Origin of the sequence: Streptomyces sp. NPDC096193 (assembly GCF_040302905.1) — a bacterium.
Lineage (GTDB): Bacteria > Actinomycetota > Actinomycetes > Streptomycetales > Streptomycetaceae > Streptomyces.
On record NZ_JBEOSJ010000008.1, the window covers coordinates 223,037 to 239,692 of the forward strand.

At 70.8% G+C, this 16,656-nt stretch carries 16 protein-coding genes; 7 read left to right on the forward strand and 9 right to left on the reverse strand.

Annotated features, from left to right (window positions below):
• Positions 1 to 2: 2 nt before the first annotated feature.
• From ABTX78_RS15160 to ABTX78_RS15170, 3 genes are all read right to left on the reverse strand, one after another.
• Positions 3 to 1,004: an AAA family ATPase gene (locus ABTX78_RS15160; RefSeq protein ID WP_352207245.1), complete on the reverse strand. Its 1,002-nt coding sequence runs from the start codon at positions 1,002 to 1,004 to the stop codon at positions 3 to 5.
• 94 nt (positions 1,005 to 1,098) lie between these two features.
• Positions 1,099 to 3,111 (reverse strand): VMAP-C domain-containing protein, encoded by a 2,013-nt coding sequence (locus ABTX78_RS15165; RefSeq protein WP_352207246.1) that lies wholly within the window; start codon positions 3,109 to 3,111, stop codon positions 1,099 to 1,101.
• On the reverse strand, positions 3,104 to 3,649 hold the full coding sequence (locus ABTX78_RS15170) for a CU044_2847 family protein (RefSeq protein ID WP_352207247.1): 546 nt from the start codon (positions 3,647 to 3,649) through the stop codon (positions 3,104 to 3,106). Before ABTX78_RS15170 ends, ABTX78_RS15165 begins: the two co-directional genes overlap by 8 nt.
• Positions 3,650 to 3,804: 155 nt before the next feature.
• Between ABTX78_RS15170 and ABTX78_RS15175 the strand changes: the two genes are divergently transcribed.
• The gene (locus ABTX78_RS15175; RefSeq protein ID WP_003961784.1) at positions 3,805 to 3,987 is read left to right on the forward strand and encodes a DUF6104 family protein; all 183 of its coding nucleotides are present in this window, start codon (positions 3,805 to 3,807) and stop codon (positions 3,985 to 3,987) included.
• A gap of 84 nt (positions 3,988 to 4,071) precedes the next feature.
• Here the strand turns inward: ABTX78_RS15175 and ABTX78_RS15180 are convergent, their stop codons facing one another.
• On the reverse strand, positions 4,072 to 4,878 hold the full coding sequence (locus ABTX78_RS15180) for a hypothetical protein (protein ID WP_352207248.1): 807 nt from the start codon (positions 4,876 to 4,878) through the stop codon (positions 4,072 to 4,074).
• Between the two features lie 164 nt (positions 4,879 to 5,042).
• On the opposite strand from ABTX78_RS15180, the gene ABTX78_RS15185 reads away from it, so the two are divergent.
• Both ABTX78_RS15185 and ABTX78_RS15190 read left to right on the forward strand, forming a co-directional pair.
• Entirely contained in the window at positions 5,043 to 5,915 is an 873-nt protein-coding gene (locus ABTX78_RS15185) for a DUF4097 family beta strand repeat-containing protein (protein ID WP_352207249.1), read from the forward strand.
• A 1-nt stretch (position 5,916) separates the two neighbouring features.
• Positions 5,917 to 6,930 (forward strand): PadR family transcriptional regulator, encoded by a 1,014-nt coding sequence (locus tag ABTX78_RS15190; RefSeq protein WP_352207250.1) that lies wholly within the window; start codon positions 5,917 to 5,919, stop codon positions 6,928 to 6,930.
• A 737-nt stretch (positions 6,931 to 7,667) separates the two neighbouring features.
• On the opposite strand, the gene ABTX78_RS15195 is transcribed toward ABTX78_RS15190, so the two are convergent.
• Together ABTX78_RS15195 and ABTX78_RS15200 are read right to left on the reverse strand one after the other, a co-directional pair.
• Complete coding sequence (locus ABTX78_RS15195) at positions 7,668 to 8,219, reverse strand: Clp protease N-terminal domain-containing protein (protein WP_352207251.1); 552 nt, start codon at positions 8,217 to 8,219, stop codon at positions 7,668 to 7,670.
• On the reverse strand, positions 8,219 to 8,428 hold the full coding sequence (locus ABTX78_RS15200) for a helix-turn-helix domain-containing protein (RefSeq protein WP_037851906.1): 210 nt from the start codon (positions 8,426 to 8,428) through the stop codon (positions 8,219 to 8,221). The genes ABTX78_RS15195 and ABTX78_RS15200 overlap by 1 nt, the downstream gene beginning before the upstream one ends.
• 70 nt (positions 8,429 to 8,498) lie before the next feature.
• Between ABTX78_RS15200 and ABTX78_RS15205 the strand changes: the two genes are divergently transcribed.
• Positions 8,499 to 9,356 carry an MBL fold metallo-hydrolase gene (locus ABTX78_RS15205; protein ID WP_352207252.1) on the forward strand — a complete coding sequence of 286 codons (858 nt, stop codon included), beginning with the start codon at positions 8,499 to 8,501 and terminating at the stop codon, positions 9,354 to 9,356.
• On the opposite strand, the gene ABTX78_RS15210 is transcribed toward ABTX78_RS15205, so the two are convergent.
• The 3 genes from ABTX78_RS15210 to ABTX78_RS15220 form a co-directional block, all read right to left on the reverse strand.
• On the reverse strand, positions 9,334 to 10,899 hold the full coding sequence (locus ABTX78_RS15210; RefSeq protein ID WP_502993874.1) for a cellulase family glycosylhydrolase: 1,566 nt from the start codon (positions 10,897 to 10,899) through the stop codon (positions 9,334 to 9,336). The two genes, ABTX78_RS15205 and ABTX78_RS15210, sit on opposite strands and share 23 nt — an antisense overlap.
• A gap of 33 nt (positions 10,900 to 10,932) precedes the next feature.
• Positions 10,933 to 11,898, reverse strand: coding sequence for a zinc-binding dehydrogenase (locus ABTX78_RS15215; protein ID WP_352207254.1), 966 nt, complete (start codon positions 11,896 to 11,898; stop codon positions 10,933 to 10,935).
• 275 nt (positions 11,899 to 12,173) lie between these two features.
• Positions 12,174 to 13,385: an NAD(P)-dependent malic enzyme gene (locus tag ABTX78_RS15220; protein WP_352207255.1), complete on the reverse strand. Its 1,212-nt coding sequence runs from the start codon at positions 13,383 to 13,385 to the stop codon at positions 12,174 to 12,176.
• Between the two features lie 525 nt (positions 13,386 to 13,910).
• Here ABTX78_RS15220 and ABTX78_RS15225 point away from each other — a divergent pair.
• From ABTX78_RS15225 to ABTX78_RS15235, 3 genes are read left to right on the forward strand one after another with little or no spacing between them, the layout of a single operon-like run.
• The gene (locus tag ABTX78_RS15225) at positions 13,911 to 14,870 is read left to right on the forward strand and encodes an ABC transporter substrate-binding protein (protein ID WP_352207256.1); all 960 of its coding nucleotides are present in this window, start codon (positions 13,911 to 13,913) and stop codon (positions 14,868 to 14,870) included.
• A 46-nt stretch (positions 14,871 to 14,916) separates the two neighbouring features.
• Positions 14,917 to 15,870, forward strand: coding sequence for an amino acid ABC transporter permease (locus ABTX78_RS15230; RefSeq protein ID WP_352207257.1), 954 nt, complete (start codon positions 14,917 to 14,919; stop codon positions 15,868 to 15,870).
• A gap of 1 nt (position 15,871) precedes the next feature.
• On the forward strand, positions 15,872 to 16,633 hold the full coding sequence (locus ABTX78_RS15235; protein ID WP_352207258.1) for an amino acid ABC transporter ATP-binding protein: 762 nt from the start codon (positions 15,872 to 15,874) through the stop codon (positions 16,631 to 16,633).
• The last annotated feature ends 23 nt before the right edge of the window (positions 16,634 to 16,656 follow it).

The following is a 16,656-nucleotide window of genomic DNA, read 5'->3' on the forward strand; positions in this document are numbered from 1 at the left end:
CTTCACCGCTGCCGGATGTCGAGCGGGCGTATCAGCAGTTCGGCGACCTCGTCCCGCCGCCCGGGCTCTGCCTGCACGGCGTGCTGGGTGAGGTAGATCGCGTTGAGCAGCTGGTCGGTGGGGCGCAGTTCGCCGTCCCCGTCCTCGCGGGTGAACCGGCCGATCAGATCGAGGTTCCGCTCGTCGGCGCCGGCTCCGAAGTGGGCCTGCACCATGGCGGCGAGCCGCTCGTCACGCGGCGGGTCGAGGTGCAGATGGATGCAGCGGCGCAGCAGCGGGGCGGGGAAGTCGCGCTCGCCGTTGCTGGTCATCACCACGAACGGGAAGGCGGCGCAGCGCACCCGGCCGTCCCGGACGGGCACCCTGCGGCCGTCGTCGGTGAGCACCCGGACCTCGCCGTGACCCGGCCGGTCGGCCATCCGCTCCAGCTCCGGAAGGGCGAACTCGCCTTCCTCCACCACGTTCAGCAGATCGTTCGGCAGGTCGATGTCACTCTTGTCGAGCTCGTCGATGAGCAGCACCCGCGGCCGCTCGGACGGCAGCAGCGCGGTGCCGAGCGGCCCGAGCCTGATGTACCGGCCGATGTCGTCGGACTGGCGCTCGGCGAGCTGGGCGTCGTGGAGCCGGCCGATGGCGTCGTAGGTGTAGAGGCCGTCCCTGAGCTCGGTGCGGCTGACGACGGGCCACTGGAGCACGCGGCCGAGGCCCAGTTCGTACGCGACGGAGTGCGCGAGCGTGGACTTGCCGGAGCCGGGCTCACCGGTGACGAGCAGCGGCCGGCGCAAGTAGAGGGCGGCGTTGATCAGTTCGAGCGCTTCGGCGTCCTGGGCGCCCGGCGCCTCGACACGTGCGCCGAGCCGCCGAGTGGACGAACTGTCCACGGGGGGCGGCGGATCGGGCAGCGGCTCGCCGGAGAAGGCGCGCCAGGGCGGGGGCGGCGGCAACCTGCGGATCCGGTCGGGATCCGGTGCACCGACACCTCGGTAGATCAGCCAGTCGTCCATCGCTCGCTCCTCGTCGGCGGCCGGTGGGCACCGTGGCGGACCACGCCGGGTATGTACCCAGCGACCCGCCGTCCCATTGCTCCGGTGCCACTCCTCATGGGGAGTCCACCGGTCCGTTGTCGTCAGCGGGCAGCGGCCGGGTCGGGTCGTCGTACAGCATGGCCACCCCCTCCGCCCAGTGTCCGCCGTTCCTCGATCCGCTGATGTCGTCCCTGATTCGGCGCAACCGGTCGGGCAGTTCCAGGACGCCCGCCGTCTGCGCGAGGAGCGCGGCCGCCCCGTCGTGCATCTCCTCGCAGAAATCGGTGCAGCCGTGCTCGGGATGACCGTCGGTGTGCCAGAGCGCGACGCCGTGCCCGGCGTCCAGCGCGAGCCCGATCGCGCGGCGTCCGACGCCGCTGCCTGCGGGTCTGCACAGGACGGGCACCGCGGACGGCGGCATGTCCGCGAAGTGGCGGGCCCGTGGAACCTGCCGAGGCGGTGGCGTACGGACGGCGGCCAGCGCCCCGGCGGCCACCGTCGCCTGCCAGCGCTCCAGCCAGGTGTCGTCCGGTCTGCCTCGTCTCAGAAGGTCACGCAGCACCACCATCCGCCGTACACCGACATACGCGGGATGGTGCAGCCGCGCCATCTCGGTGAGCTGCCAGCGGTGCACCGCGGTGTCGAAATGGTCGACGGGCAGGGCGACTTCGAGCGGGGCGGGCGCGCCGGGGGCGTCCACCGAGGCGAAGACCTCGTCCAGCGGTCCGCGCAGCCGGCGTACGAGCTGTTCGGGCGGGACACCCTCGCCGGTCTGCTCCTCGTGCAGCGGCTCGTTGACGTCCTGGCCGTCGTCGACGCGGATGCGCCAGTAGAACCGGGTCGTCGGGGCGTCGCACACGGGTTCCAGCTCGACGATGACGACGGTCGAGCCGTCGCCGGGTCTCGGGTAGCGGACCACGGCCCGGTCCCGGCCGTCCGGGCCCGGGGCAGGGACCAGCCGGGGCGGCAGCGTGGCCTGGGTGACGACGGTGTGCACGATCCGCGGGACGTCCTGGAGCCGGTTCACCACCCAGTCGGCGAGCGGCGCGGGGTCACCGCCGCGGCTGCGTTCGTACTCCACGACCAGCTGGAGGTAGTGCAGCGCGGCGATGGCGGCGACGGGCTGCCCCGCCTCGTACAGCAGGCCGTGTCCGTCGCGCCAGGCGTGCGGGAGCAGTTGGCCGGGCGGCCCGGCGACACCGCCGCGTGCCTTCTTGGCGAGTTCGACGACGGGCCGGATGCCGTCGGGCGGGCGCACCCCCGACAGGAGGGACAGCGCCTCACGCCGGTCGCGGGGGCTCCACTGGTCGCCGCCGGTGTGCACGCCCGCGCCGGGCAACTGGTGCTGCCGCTCGATCCAGTTGTGCCCCCCGATCTTCGGCGACTGGCCGTGCCAGCGGTCGTGCGCGGCCATCAGCGACTGATAGGCCGGACCGAACCGGCGCAGGGCGGTGGCCGCGATGGCCATCCCGCCGTCCCGCCCGGCACGGCGGGACTTCAGGACGCCGACGACGGCGCCCGTGTGGGCGTCGAGCACCGGCGACCCGGAACCACCCTTCGGGAACTCCGCCTCGGGCCGGAAGCGCATGCCGTAGTCGTCGTCGAAGCCGTTGATCCTGGCGGTCGCCTTCCAGCGCGCGGCCCTGCGTACGAGGGGGGCGGACCCTTCCTCCTGGGTCTCCGGTCGGTAGCCCTGGACGACACCCTGCCCGCCGGGATAGTCCGTGCGGTCGGTGAGCCAGACGCACTCGTGCTCGACGTCCGGGTCCAGCAGCCGGACGAGGGCGAGGTCCTGCTCGACGGGCACCCGCTGCTCGGAGCGCGGCTCGCCGTCGAGGAGCCAGCGGTCGAGCCGGGCCTCCAGCGGTTCGCCGTCGTTGACCTCGCTGCCGCCGAGCAGGAAGACGCGTTCGCGGTCGCCGCGCAGATGCGGCGCGAGCACATGCGCGCAGGTCAGCACCCAGCCGGGCGCGACGAAGAAGCCGCTGCCCCACATGGCGGTCTCGCCCTCGCGCGCGGAGGAGAAGTGGACGGTGGCGGCGCGGGTGAGGGCGTCGATGACGGAGTCGGAGTCGGTGTCACTCATGCGGTACCGGGGGCGGGGGCGGCGGGGTGGTGGGGGCGGGTGGGTGTGCGCCGGCGGGAGCCGTGGGCGGGGCGGGCGCGGGCACGTGTGCACCGGCGGGAGCCGTGGGCGGGGCGGGCGCGGGCACGTGTGCACCGGCGGGAGCCGTGGGCGGGGCGGGCGCGGGCACGTGCGAACCGGCGGGAGCCGTGACCGGGGCGGGCGGTGCGGGCTGGTCCTTGAGCTGCCAGGTGAGCGTGACCTGCACGGATGCCTTGGCCTCCCCCGCGGCGAGCACGGCGAGCGCGACGCCGGACTTGGCGGTCAGCTCGACGCCGAAGGAGACGCTCGCCTCGTCGGGGCGGGCCGCCGCCGCGGCTTCCAGGACGGACGCCCCGACCTCGGTGATCAGCTCGCGGAGCTGCCGCACCTTGGCGGTGGCGTTCTCCACGAAGCCGACGTCCTCGTCGTCCTCGCCGTAGCCCCCGCCCGCGGTGGAGAGCCGGGCGAGCACGACGGCTCCCCCGGGAAGTTCGATGCGCTGGATGCGTCCGTTCACGGCTCCCCCGTTCTGACGGCCGACTCGGCCCTGTCCCGGTGCAGTTGAGCGCTGTGCGAAGGGCGACGACGTTACCGGCCCGTCCGGTTGCGGGGGAGAGCGGGAAGTCGCCGTAATCTGAGGAGGTAGTCCCCCATCCGTCCCAGGAGCATGTCTTGTACTTCACCGATCGCGGTATCGAGGAGCTGGAGAAGCGGCGCGGCGAGGAGGAGGTCACCTTCGAGTGGCTCGCCGAGCAGTTGCGTACGTTCGTCGACCTCAACCCCGACTTCGAGGTCCCGGTGGAGCGCCTGGCGACGTGGCTGGCGCGCCTGGACGACGAGGACGAGGACGAGTAGCCGGACGGGCGTGACGACGCCCCGCAGGGCTTGCACAGACCGGGCGGTACGGGGCGGGGTGCGCGGTTTCCGGGGGGCCCGCGGCTACCGCGGCTGCTCGCGGATACGGTCGTACGTCAGCGCCAGTGCCCCGTGCACGATCAGCACGGCCCCGGCCACCAGCCAGCCGCCGCTCCCGCGCCGCAGCCCCCACGCCACGAGCGGCAGGCCCGCCGTCATCTCGACCAGGCCCACCACACGCACCGTCGGACCCGGCCGCCGGGGGCCGCCCGCGCCCTCCTCGACCGCGTGGAACTCCGCCCGTACCGCGTCGCGCCAGCCCGACCACTCCACGGTCTCCGCGCCGATCGCCTGCGCGACGGACCGCAGCCGCCCGGCGGCCTCACCCGGCGCGAGCCCCTCGGGCAGATCGAGACCCGCCCTGGCCAGAACGGCGAGCAGGCCGAGCAGCCGGGACCTGGCGTCCGCGACGGGGTCCGGCAGGGTCAGCGGCTCCAGCGCCTGCACATCGAGGACGGGATCCAGCCCGAGCCGCGCGGCGAAGGTCCGCATCGCCTCGTCCTCGCCGACCGGTGTCCCGTCCGCGAGCCAGACGTACCCCACGGGCCTGCGGAAACCGGACGCGAGCGTGAATCCGGCGTGGTCGCCGTCCCACCACACGGCGAGGGCCGGCCGGTTCGTGCCGATCGCGACGGCCGAGGCCCAGCCGCCGAGCACCTGGTCGACCGGCTCGCCGGCCTCCTGCCAGGGTGTTCCGTCGGGGACGAGGACGCTCCAGTCGTCACCGGCCGGGACGAGAAGCTGCTGCTCACGCAACAACTGGGCGGCCGGCCGTACGGCGGAGGGGTCGGTCCGGCACAGCAGCAGCGCCCCCAGGGATGTCGCGTTCATGCGACTCACGCTAGGGCACTTTGCCCGCTTTTGGCGTCTCATGTCCCGTCAGGTGGGCCTCCAGTGGGCTTCGCACAGACGCTTGACATCCCGATCTCGCGATATATCGTATCGACCAGAAGACGCGATATGTTGCGTCGCGGACCGCCCTGGGAGGTCAGGTCATGACAGAGTCGACGTGGGCAGTCTCCGAGCCGAGGAAGCTCACCTTCGACGAGCCCGTGACGGCGCTCAATGTGCGCATCGTCAACGGAACGGTGAACGTCGTGGGCACGGACGAAGGTTCCGCCCGCCTCGAGGTCAGCGAGATCGAAGGCCCTCCGCTGATCGTGACCCGAGAGGGCTCCACCCTCACGGTGGCGTACGAGGATCTGCCCTGGAAGGGCTTCCTCAAATGGCTCGACCCCAAGGGCTGGCACCGCAAGGCGGTCGTCTCCCTCGCCGTTCCCTCCCGGGCACGGGTCGAGGTCGGCGTCGTCGGCGCGGGAGCGGTCGTCTCCGGCATCAAGGGAGCGACCTCGGTTCGGGGCGTCAGCGGAGACACCACACTGGTGCGGCTCTCCGGAGACGTCCACGCCGAGAGCGTCTCCGGGAACCTGGAGGCCCACTCGGTGACCGGCGGACTCCGCTACAACTCCGTGTCCGGCGATCTGACGGTCATCGAGGGCGCGGGCTCCTCCGTCCGCGCCGAGTCCGTCAGCGGCGACATGGTCGTCGACCTCACCGTGCTCGACGCGGACGGAGTGCCGAAGCCGACCGACATCAAGCTCACGACCGTCTCCGGCGAGGTCGCCATCCGGCTGCCACACCCCACGGACGCCCAGGTCGAGGCCAACACGGCGAGCGGCGCCGTGTCCAACGCCTTCGACGACCTCCGGGTGAGCGGGCAGTGGGGTGCGAAGAAGATCACCGGCACGCTGGGGGCGGGCACCGGCACGCTCCGCGCGACGACCGTCTCCGGCTCCATCGCCCTGCTGCGGCGGCCACCCGAGGACGACGAACCGCACGAGGCCGCCCCGACCGGAAAGGTGCTCTGACATGCCGCCTGTCTTCGCCCACGGCCGTCTGCGCCTGTACCTGCTGAAGCTCCTGGACGAGGCCCCGCGCCACGGCTACGAGGTGATCCGTCTCCTCGAGGAGCGCTTCCAGGGCCTCTACGCGCCCTCGGCGGGCACCGTGTACCCCCGGCTCGCCAAACTGGAGGCCGAGGGCCTGGTCACCCACGCCACCGAAGGCGGCCGCAAGGTCTACTCGATCACCGACGCGGGCCGCGAGGAACTGGCCGGCCGCAGCGGCGAACTGGCCGACCTGGAGCTGGAGATCCGCGAGTCCGTGTCCGAACTGGCGGCGGAGATCCGCGACGACGTACGCGGCGCTGCGGGGAAGCTGCGCAGCGAGATGCGCGCGGCGGCGTCCCAGACGCGCCAGTCCGCCGGTACGGAGAAGGGCGACGCGGCCGCCTGGCGCTCGGCGAAGGAAGAACTGCGCAAGGTCACCCACGAGTGGCAGGAGCAGGCCCGCCGGGCAAAGGACGAGTCGCGCCGGGCCCGCGAGGACGCCCAGCAGGCACGGCGCCAGGCCAAGGAGGCGCAGGAGACCGCCCGCCGGGAGATGCAGCGGATCGCCAAGCAGGTCCAGGACCAGATGCAGGACCACTTCACGCGGGGCGACTGGCCGACGGGTGTACGGGAAGGGCTCTCGGAGCTCACGACGCAACTCGGCGGGCTGGCGCGCGGGGGCGGGTGGCCGTACGGGAAGCCGGAACGCGAGCCGGTGCCGGATGATGCTCCGCCGGCCGAGGGGGTACGGGTCGAACGTGTGCCGGCCGAAGATGTGCGGACCGAGGGTGTGCAGGTCGATCCCGAGTGGCCGTCGGGGACGGAGACGACGGGCGAACCGGCCCGTGACCTGGACCGCCTGTTGGACCGCTTCCGCGACGACATCCGGGACGCGGCGCGGGACAACGGGGTGACGGACGCGCAACTGCGGGAGGCACGGCGTCACTTGTCGACGGCGGCGGCGCATGTGGCGGCGGTGCTGCGGCGGAAGTGACGGCGGTGCGCCCCTGTTGTTTGTGCGGCTGCGCCCCGCGTGTGGGTGGGTGCGGGGGCCGGGTTCTCCGGAGGGGGGTGTCCGGACGTCAAAGCTTCAGCAACTCGCGCGAAGCGCGGTGAGAAAGCAGTCCGGACACCCCCTCCTGCGCCCCCGTCCCCCTCCCCCGTCAGCGACCCCCCGTCCGTCCGGGACCAAGGTCTCGTGAACCGATCCGATCGCGACGCGAGGGGGCGGATACAGGTCCGGCCGGAGCGGGGGCTCGGGCTCAGGGACGGGGACGTGCAGGGGTCGTGTCCGGGACGTCAAAGCGCCCGCAACTCGCGCGAAGCGCGGTGAGGACCGCAGTCCCGGACGTGACCCCGGAACGGCACCGGGACAGCAACCCCACAACCGGCCGCGCCACAAGAACCCGGACCCAAGCCACAAGAACCCGAGCCACGCAAAGGGGCTGGACCCCAAGCACCCGGACCCAAGCCACACGCACCCGAGCCACGCAAAGGGGCTGGACCCCAAGCACCCGGGCCCGAGCCACAAGAAGCCGCACCGAACAAGCGGCTGGACCCCAAGCACCCGAGCCGCGCCCCAGCAGCCCGCACCTGGACAGCAACGGCCCGCACCGAACAAGCGGCTGAGCGCCAAGCACCCGGGCCCGAGCCACCAGCGCCCGCACCGCACAGCAGGGCCCAGCCACACGCAACCCGCGCCGGACAAGGGGCCACCACCGCCCAGGCCCCCTACGCGCGGACCGGGAACAGCACCCTCTCCAGTGACTCGTACGTCACCCCGTGGTCCGCCAGCACCTCCGACACGACCCCCGGCCCCGACGTCAGCGCCAGCAGCAGGTGCTCGCCGCCGATCACCCGGTCCCTCCGGCCCGTCGCGATGCGCAGCGACTTCACCAGCACCTCCTTCGCCGCCGACGTGAACGGCCGGTGCCCGGACCACCAGGACTTCGCTGCCTTTGTGGGCTGCAAGGCACCCGGACCGTGCGCCTCCTCCACGCGCGCGACGATCTCGCCCACGTCGACCCCGAACCCCGCCAACGCCTCGACGTCCGCATGGGAGAGGCCGCCCCGGCGTCGCCCCTCGGCGAGCGCCGTCTCGATCGAGGCCCGCCGGTCCGTGACGCCGAGCGCGGAGAAGGCGAACGCGGCCTTCGTGCCCTGCTGGTCCAGCAGCGCGAGCAGCAGATGTTCCTCGGTGACGGAATCCGCGTCCACCTTCTCCGCATGTGCCACGGAGTTGGTGACGACCTCCCGCGCGTCGCGGGTGAAGCGCTCGAACATCACTGCCTCCCGTATTTCTTGTGCACGGCCTGCCGGCTGACGCCCAGCTCGGCGGCGATCTCCTGCCACGACCAGCCCTGGTTGCGGGCGCTGCGCACCTGCACGGCCTCGAGCTGTTCGAGAAGCCGCCGCAGGGCGGCCACCGCTCGCAGCCCGACCCGGGGGTCCCGGTCGCCCGCCCGTTCGGCGAGATCCGTTGCATCCGTCATGACTGTCAACCTACATTGACAGTTGTCCACAGTCAACCCAGGTTGACACGCCCCGCCGTACGGTGGTCGCGTGATCGATTTCCGCACGTCCTCACCCGTGGCCGGCACCCTCGACGTCCAGTGGCATGCCGGCAGCCCCTCTCCGAAGCACGACCCCGCTCCGGAGATACAGGTGCATGCGTACGGCGAGCACACCGTGATCCTGCGGCAGAACAAGTCGGTGCACTTCGAAGCCCCGTTCCTCTTCCTGCTGTTCGGGAACGAACGAGCGCTGCTGCTGGACTCCGGCGCGACCGCCGACCCCGCCCACTTCCCACTGCGCGCGACCGTCGACGAATTGATCGAGGGCTGGCTGTCCCGCCATCCCCACGCACAGGGGAACGCGCTGTACGGACTGGTGGTGGCCCACACTCATGGGCACGGCGACCACATCGCGGGCGATCCTCAGTTCGCGGACCGTCCGCACACGGAGATCGTGGGGCCGTCGGTCACCGAAGTGCGGGAATTCTTCGGCTTCCGGGACTGGCCGGACGAACGGGCGGAGCTCGATCTCGGCGGCCGGGTGCTGGATGTGCTGCCCGGCCCCGGTCATCAGGAGGCGGCGGTGGTCTTCCACGACCGGTACACCGGGCTGCTGTTCACCGGCGACTCGCTGTACCCGGGCCGGGTGTACGTCGAGGACACAGCGGCCTTCGCCGCGACCGTGGACCGCCTGATCGCGTTCTGCGAGACCAGACCGGTCACCCATGTGCTCGGCTGCCACATAGAGATGACGACCGTCCCCGACCGGGACTACCCCCGTGGCACCACGTATCAGCCGGACGAACCGCCGCTCCAGCTGACGGCGGGGCATCTGCTCCGGCTGGGAGAGGCGCTGGCGGAGGGCGAGAGCCGGTGCGGGGAGTTCATCGTCGTCCGACAGGAGTGACGGTGAGGGTGATGCGCGCGCCGGGGAGGGCGGCGACGCGCACCCGGTGCGACCGGCCGGCCGCGGCGGTGCGGATGTCCGCGACGGCAGGTCCGGTCACGGAGATGCTCCGGTCGGACGAGCTCGGCGGCAGCGAGATCTCCGTCGTACCGGCCCGCAGCGACGCCCGGTACGTCAGCCGGTAGGCCCCGAGTCCGGGGTCGAGGCCATGACCCTGCCCGGGGACAACGCCGGGGTCATGGGCTTCGGAGACCACGCGGCCCGCGACCGCGGCGGCATAGGGCATCGCCGTCCGCTCCTTGTTCGTCCGGAAGCGGCCGCGTTCGTCGAGCGCGCAGTACCCGCCGCCGTAACACCAGACATAGCCCGCCCAGCCCGAGCTGTAGCGGTTCAGAGAAGTCAGGGCGTCGCGGTAGAAGCGGCCCATGTTCGGAAGGGAGTTGTTCAGGGGACCCCACTCCCCCACCACCACCGGTACGCCGTACGTACGGGGGTAGACGGTGACGGCCGTCTCGTACGACTCGATCCAGCCCGCCGAGGGGTCGTAGTCCGCGCCCGCCTCCATCGCGGTGTTGTAGAAGTGCGGTGCGTAGACGACCCCGGGGTCGTCGATCCGCCCGAGGCCGGTCGGTACCCCCTCGCCGACAATGGGCGTCGGCTCGATGAACAGGCGGCTCTCGTCGTCCACCGAACGCACCGCGTCCGCGAGGCGGTTGTACATCGGCGTCAGCTGATCGCGTTCGATGCGGCGGGCCGCCGTGGGGAGATCCTCCCCCTCCCGGAGTTCTCCCATGGGCTCGTTGATCAGGTCGTAGCCGAAGACCGCCGGATGGCCCCCGAACCGGTCGGCGAGGACGCGCCACATCTGCGCCTGGGCCCGGCGCAGATCGTCGTCCTCGTAGAGATGGGTGAACGCGCGCTGCACGGCGGGTTCGAAGTACTCGGCGAACCAGTCGTCGGGATGGGGGGTGAAGGGCAGACCGTCGGTGCGGGTCGCCCAGGCGGGCATGCCGCGGTGGCCGAAGGCGGGGCCGAAGACGTCCTGGTGGGCGTCGATCAGCACCTGGATGCCATGGGCCCGGGCCCAGTCGAGCACCCGCTCGATCCTGCGCAGATACTCCGCGCTGTAGTGGCCGCGGCGAGGTTCGAGGTCGTCCCAGAAGACCAGCAGGCGGGCGAAGTTGAAGCCGTTCGCCCGCAGATCGCGGAAGTGCTTCTCCGTGATCGCCGTCAGTGCCTGGTCACCGCGGCCGGCCTTGTCCTCGACGTTCCAGCCGCGCAGTGTGAGCGTCCGCCCCCGGTCGTCCAGCAGCGGCGGAATACCGCTCGGGTCCGCGACGCCCACGGCGGCTGACGCTCCCACGGCGCTCGCGGCACCTGAGGAGGAGGAGACAAGTGCCGGGCCGCCCGAGACCGACCCGGGTGGGCCGGGGGCCGCGGCCGCAGGTGGACCGGCGGCCGCGGCCGCGGCGGGGACCGGGATCCCCGCCGCCGACAGGAGGAGGCAGCCGATCAGTGTCCGGATCGTTCGGCGTGCACGCATGGGGCGGATCCCATCAGCACACCTGACGGTCCATCAAGAGGGCGTCAGCACGATCTTCCCGAAGAGTTCGCCGCCGGCCATCCGCTCGAACCCCTCACGGGCTCGGTCCAGCGGCAGGACCTCGTCGATCACCGGACGCAGACCGGTCGTCGCACAGAAGGAGAGGAGGTCCTCCAGTTCGTCCTTGGAACCCATCGTCGAGCCGACGACCTTGAGCTCCAGGAAGAAGATCCGGGTGAGTTCGGCGTGCGAGGGGCGGTCGCCGCTCGTCGCGCCGGAGATCACCAGGGTGCCGCCCGGGCGCAGCGACTTGACCGAGTGGGACCAGGTCGCGGCGCCGACCGTCTCGATGACGGCGTCCACACGCCGGGGCAGTCGCGCTCCGGGCTCGTACGCCTCCTCGGCGCCCAGTTCGACGGCGCGCTTGCGCTTGGCCTCGTCGCGGCTGGTGGCGTACACCCGCAGGCCCGCCGCCTTGCCGAGCGCGATCGCGGCGGTGGCGACGCCACCGCCCGCACCCTGGACGAGGACCGAATCACCGGGCCGGACACCGGCGTTGGTGAAGAGCATCCGGTACGCGGTGAGCCAGGCGGTCGGGAGGCAGGCCGCCTGCTCGAAGGTCAGCTCCTTCGGCTTGGGCAGCACGTTCCAGGTCGGGACCAGGACCTGCTCGGCGAAGGTGCCCTGGTAGCGCTCGGTCAGGATCGAGCGCGGCTCGTCGGGGCCGACTCCATGACCGGTCTGCCCGATCACGGAGTGGACGACCACCTCGTTGCCGTCGGCGTCGATGCCGGCGGCGTCGCAGCCGAGGATCATCGGCAGCTTGTCCTCGGCGAGGCCGACGCCCCGGAGTGACCAGAGGTCGTGGTGGTTGAGGGAGGCGGCTTTGACGGTGACGGTGGTCCAGCCGGGGCGGGCCTCGGGCGCGGGGCGTTCACCCAGTTCGAGGCCGTTCAACGGGGCGTCACGGTCGATGCGGGCGGCATAGGCGGCGAACATGACCTTGACCTTAGGGCGGGGGCATGACGCGGCGGAACCACACAACGGTGTGAGACGCACCGCGCCGTCCCGGCCACCGGGGCGCCGGACGGCACCCGTTGGGCACCCGTTCGGCCCAGAGCCCCGAAAAATCGGCGCAACGGCGACCCGCGGAAACCCGTGGGCACCGGTCACGCCCGGCCGTGAACGCGTACGGGCCGTGCCGCGCCCCTCTCGGAGCGCGGCACGGCCCGTACGCCTGTCCGCGGCCGGAGACCGGCCGCGTGGTCAGGTGGTCAGCGCCGTGCGACGCCCTCGGCGCGCGCCGCCGCCGCGACCGCCGCCGTGACCGCGGGGGCGACCCGCTCGTCGAACGGCGACGGGATGACGTAATCGGCGGCGAGCTGGTCGCCCACGACATCGGCCAGCGCGTTCGCCGCGGCGATCTTCATGCCTTCGGTGATCCGCGACGCCCGCACCTGGAGGGCGCCCGCGAAGATCCCCGGGAACGCCAGCACATTGTTGATCTGGTTCGGGAAGTCGCTGCGGCCGGTCGCCACGACGGCCGCGTACTTGTGCGCGACGTCGGGGTGTACCTCAGGGTTCGGGTTGGCCATGGCGAAGACGTATGCGCCCGGGGCCATCGAGGCGACAGCCTCCTCGGGCACGGTCCCGCCGGAGACGCCGATGAAGACGTCCGCGCCGGCCAGCGCGGTCTCCAGGGAGCCGCTCAGCCCGGCCTTGTTGGTGATCTCCGCGAGCTCACGCTTGACGGAGTTCAGGTCCTGACGGTCACGGCTGACGATGCCCTTGCGGTCGGTGACCGCCACATCCCCGAGGCCGGCCTCCAGCAGGAACTTCGCGATGGCCACCCCGGCCGCGCCCGCGCCCGAGATCACGGCGCGCAGCTCGCCCAGGCCGCGCCCGGTCAGCTTCGCAGCGTTCCGCAGGGCCGCCAGGGTGACGACCGCCGTACCGTGCTGGTCGTCGTGGAAGACGGGGATGTCCAGGCGCTCCTGGAGCTTGCGCTCGATCTCGAAGCAGCGGGGCGCCGAGATGTCCTCGAGGTTCACTCCACCGAAAGAGGGCGCCAGGCGCACGACGGTCTCGACGATCTCGTCCGTGTCGGTCGTGGCGAGCGCGATCGGGACCGCGTCCACGCCGCCGAACTGCTTGAAGAGGATCGCTTTCCCCTCCATCACCGGAAGAGAGGCTTCCGGGCCGATGTCGCCGAGACCCAGCACCGCGGTCCCGTCCGTCACGACGGCGACGACCTGCGACTTCCAGGTGTAGTCGTGGACGAGCTCGGGCTGCTCGGCGATCGCGCTGCACACCTTGGCGACGCCGGGCGTGTACGCGAGGGACAGGTCGTCCTTGTCCCGCACCGGCACAGTGGCCTGGATGGCCATCTTGCCGCCGCGATGCAGCGCGAAGGCCGGATCGAAGGGCTCTTCGGGAGCACTCTCCGCACCGCTGTCGCTGCGAGGATTGACGATCTCCGCTGCCATGTGTTTGACCCCTTAAGTCTTCATCAGTTGAGGGTTTCCACTCCTGGTTGAGGAGGGGTGGGCGGGCACCGCGTACGTGCCCTGCCTCGGCGGTTGGCCCGCTCCGGCGGGGGGAGGTACATACGCGCGGGCGCGCCGCACACGCGCCCTGAGCCCCGGATGAGGGGTGTAAGCGTCCTTCTTACCTGACCAGGAGCACCGGCGACGAGTCGGTATCCAGTTGCTGACATGACTCGTCGCCGAATGTCAGGACACGTCAGCTACGTGCCCTGAATGCCGCCCGTAGCAGGCTACGAGCCGTAGATCTTCCGGTCGGAAGCAGGTATTCCCGTGAATGGTCCGGTCGTGATGTACCGGCCCGGGAGAGGGTCGGGGGTGTCCCGTTACCCGATTTTGACATGCGCGGCCCCCTGAATGGGCTAGTCCGAATGGCAAGATGCCGAAAACACACAAGGTGGCGACACTCGAAGATGAGTGCCCGACCGCTGAAATGGCACTTCCCTCACCCGCCGGAGGACCCCGATCATGACCGCAAGCACCACTCGTCGTACGACCGCCGCCAGGACCCGGATCGCCGCGGTCGGCGCCATCGCGGTCGCGGGCGCACTGCTCCTCACCGCCTGTGGTGACCAGACGAACTCCGGTTCCGGCTCCTCGGAGACCGGCGCTGCCTCGAGCGCGCCCCTCTTCGACAAGCTGCCCAAGAAGTACCAGGACTCCAAGGTGATCAAGGTCGGCACCGACGCCGCCTACGCCCCGATGGAGTACGAGGAGGGCGGCAAGATCGTCGGTATCGACCCCGACATCGCCGCCGCTCTCGGCAAGGAGCTGGGCGTCACCTTCCAGTTCACCAGCGGCACCTTCGACGGCCTGATCTCGTCGCTGAACAGCGGTCGCCAGGACATCGTCATGTCGGCGATGAGCGACACGAAGGCCCGCCAGGACGGCCTGGACGACAAGGGCAAGAAGGTCGGCCAGGGCGTCGACTTCGTGGACTACTTCACCTCCGGCGTCTCGCTGCTGGTGAAGAAGGGCAACCCGAGCAAGATCGAGTCGCTCGACGACCTGTGCGGCAAGAAGGTCGCCGTCCAGCGCGGCACGATCTACGAGGACACGTTCAAGACCCAGGCCACCAAGTGCAAGACGGACGGCAAGGGCACGCTGACCATCGAGGCGTTCGACACCGACGCCGAGGCCCAGACCCGTGTGAAGTCCGGCGGCGCCGTCGCCGACCTCAACGACTACCCGGTCGCCGCGCACATCGCGAAGACCGCGGGCGGCGGCAACGACTTCGAGGTCGCGGGCGACCAGACCGACGCCGGCCCGTTCGGCATCGCGGTCGACAAGGACAACGTGCAGCTGCGCGACGCGCTGAAGGCGGCCGTGGACGCCATCATCAAGAACGGCGAGTACGAGAAGGTCCTCGAGAAGTGGGACGTCAAGAACAGCGCCGTCACCGAGGCGACCATCAACGCCGGCAAGTAGGTCACGGTACGTCCGCTTCAACGCGTTTCACTGAAGGGCAGTCACTGTGACTGACAAGTTCGACAAGACGCCCGCCGGCGAGCCACCCTCGGACCCGGCGGTCGTCAAGGCTTCATCCACGGCGCCCGACCAGATCAAGGCCATCCCGGTCCGGCACTGGGGCCGCTGGGTCAGCGGTGTCATCGTCGTGGCACTGCTGGGCTCGCTGGTCTATTCGTTCTCGCAGGGCGACGTCAACTGGGACACCGTCGGGGACTTCATCTTCGACGACCGGATCCTGGCCGGTATGGGCCGCACGGTGCTGATCAGCGTGCTGTCCATGCTCATCGGTCTGATCCTGGGCGTGGTCTTCGCCGTCATGCGGCTCTCGAAGAACCCGGTGACCGGCGCCGTCTCCTGGCTGTACATCTGGTTCTTCCGCGGCACTCCGGTCTATGTGCAGCTGCTGCTGTGGTTCAACCTCGCGCTGATCTTCCCCGTCCTGAACCTCGGGTTCTACAAGGACGAGATGGTCGACGTGATGACCCCGTTCATGGTCGCCCTGCTGGGTCTGGGCCTGAACGAGGGCGCCTACATGGCGGAGATCGTCCGGGCCGGCATCCAGTCGGTCGACGAGGGCCAGACGGAGGCGTCCCACGCGCTCGGCATGTCCAACGGCAAGACCATGCGCCGCGTGGTCCTTCCGCAGGCCATGCGCGTGATCGTGCCCCCGACCGGCAACGAGTTCATCAACCTGCTCAAGACCTCGTCCCTGGTCTCCGCCGTGCAGTACACCGATCTGCTGCGGGCGGCGACGAACATCGGATCCACATCGTTCGCGGTGATGGAGATGCTGTTGGTGGCGTCGGTCTGGTATCTGGCTCTGACCAGCGTCTTCAGCGTCGGCCAGTACTACGTCGAGCGGTACTACGCCCGTGGCTCGCTGCGGCAGCTGCCGCCGACGCCATGGCAGAAGGTCAAGGCGAACATGCTGTCCCTCACCAGCCCCAGGGGGGTGTGACATGACCCCCATGGTGAAGGCCGAGGGCGTGCACAAGTCCTTCGGCCCGGCGCACATCCTCAAGGGGATCGACCTCGAGGTCGCCCCGCGCGAGGTGTTCTGTCTGGTCGGTCCGTCCGGTTCCGGCAAGTCGACGTTCCTGCGGTGCATCAACCACCTGGAGCAGATCAACGCCGGCCGGCTCTCGGTCGACGGGCACCTGGTGGGCTACCGGCAGAAGGGCGACAAGCTCTACGAGCTGAAGGACAGCGAGGTCGCGGCGCAGCGCCGGGACATCGGCATGGTCTTCCAGCGCTTCAACCTGTTCCCGCACATGACGGCCATCGCGAACGTCATGGAAGCGCCGATCCAGGTCAAGGGCGAGTCGCGGGCGGTTGCCCGGGCGCGCGCCGAGCGGCTGCTGGACCGCGTGGGCCTGGCCGACAAGGCCGGGAACTACCCCTCGCAGCTCTCCGGCGGTCAGCAGCAGCGGGTGGCGATCGCCCGTGCGCTGGCGATGGAGCCGAAGCTGATGCTCTTCGACGAGCCGACATCCGCGCTCGACCCGGAGCTGGTCGGCGACGTGCTGGACGTCATGCGGGGTCTCGCCGAGGACGGCATGACGATGATCGTCGTGACGCACGAGATGGGCTTCGCCCGTGAGGTCGGCGACGCGCTGGTCTTCATGGACGACGGTGTGGTGGTCGAATCGGGCCATCCCCGCGAGGTCCTGACGAACCCGCAGCACGACCGGACGAAGTCGTTCCTGTCGAAGGTGCTCTGAAGGTTCTCCGACGGTGCTCTGAA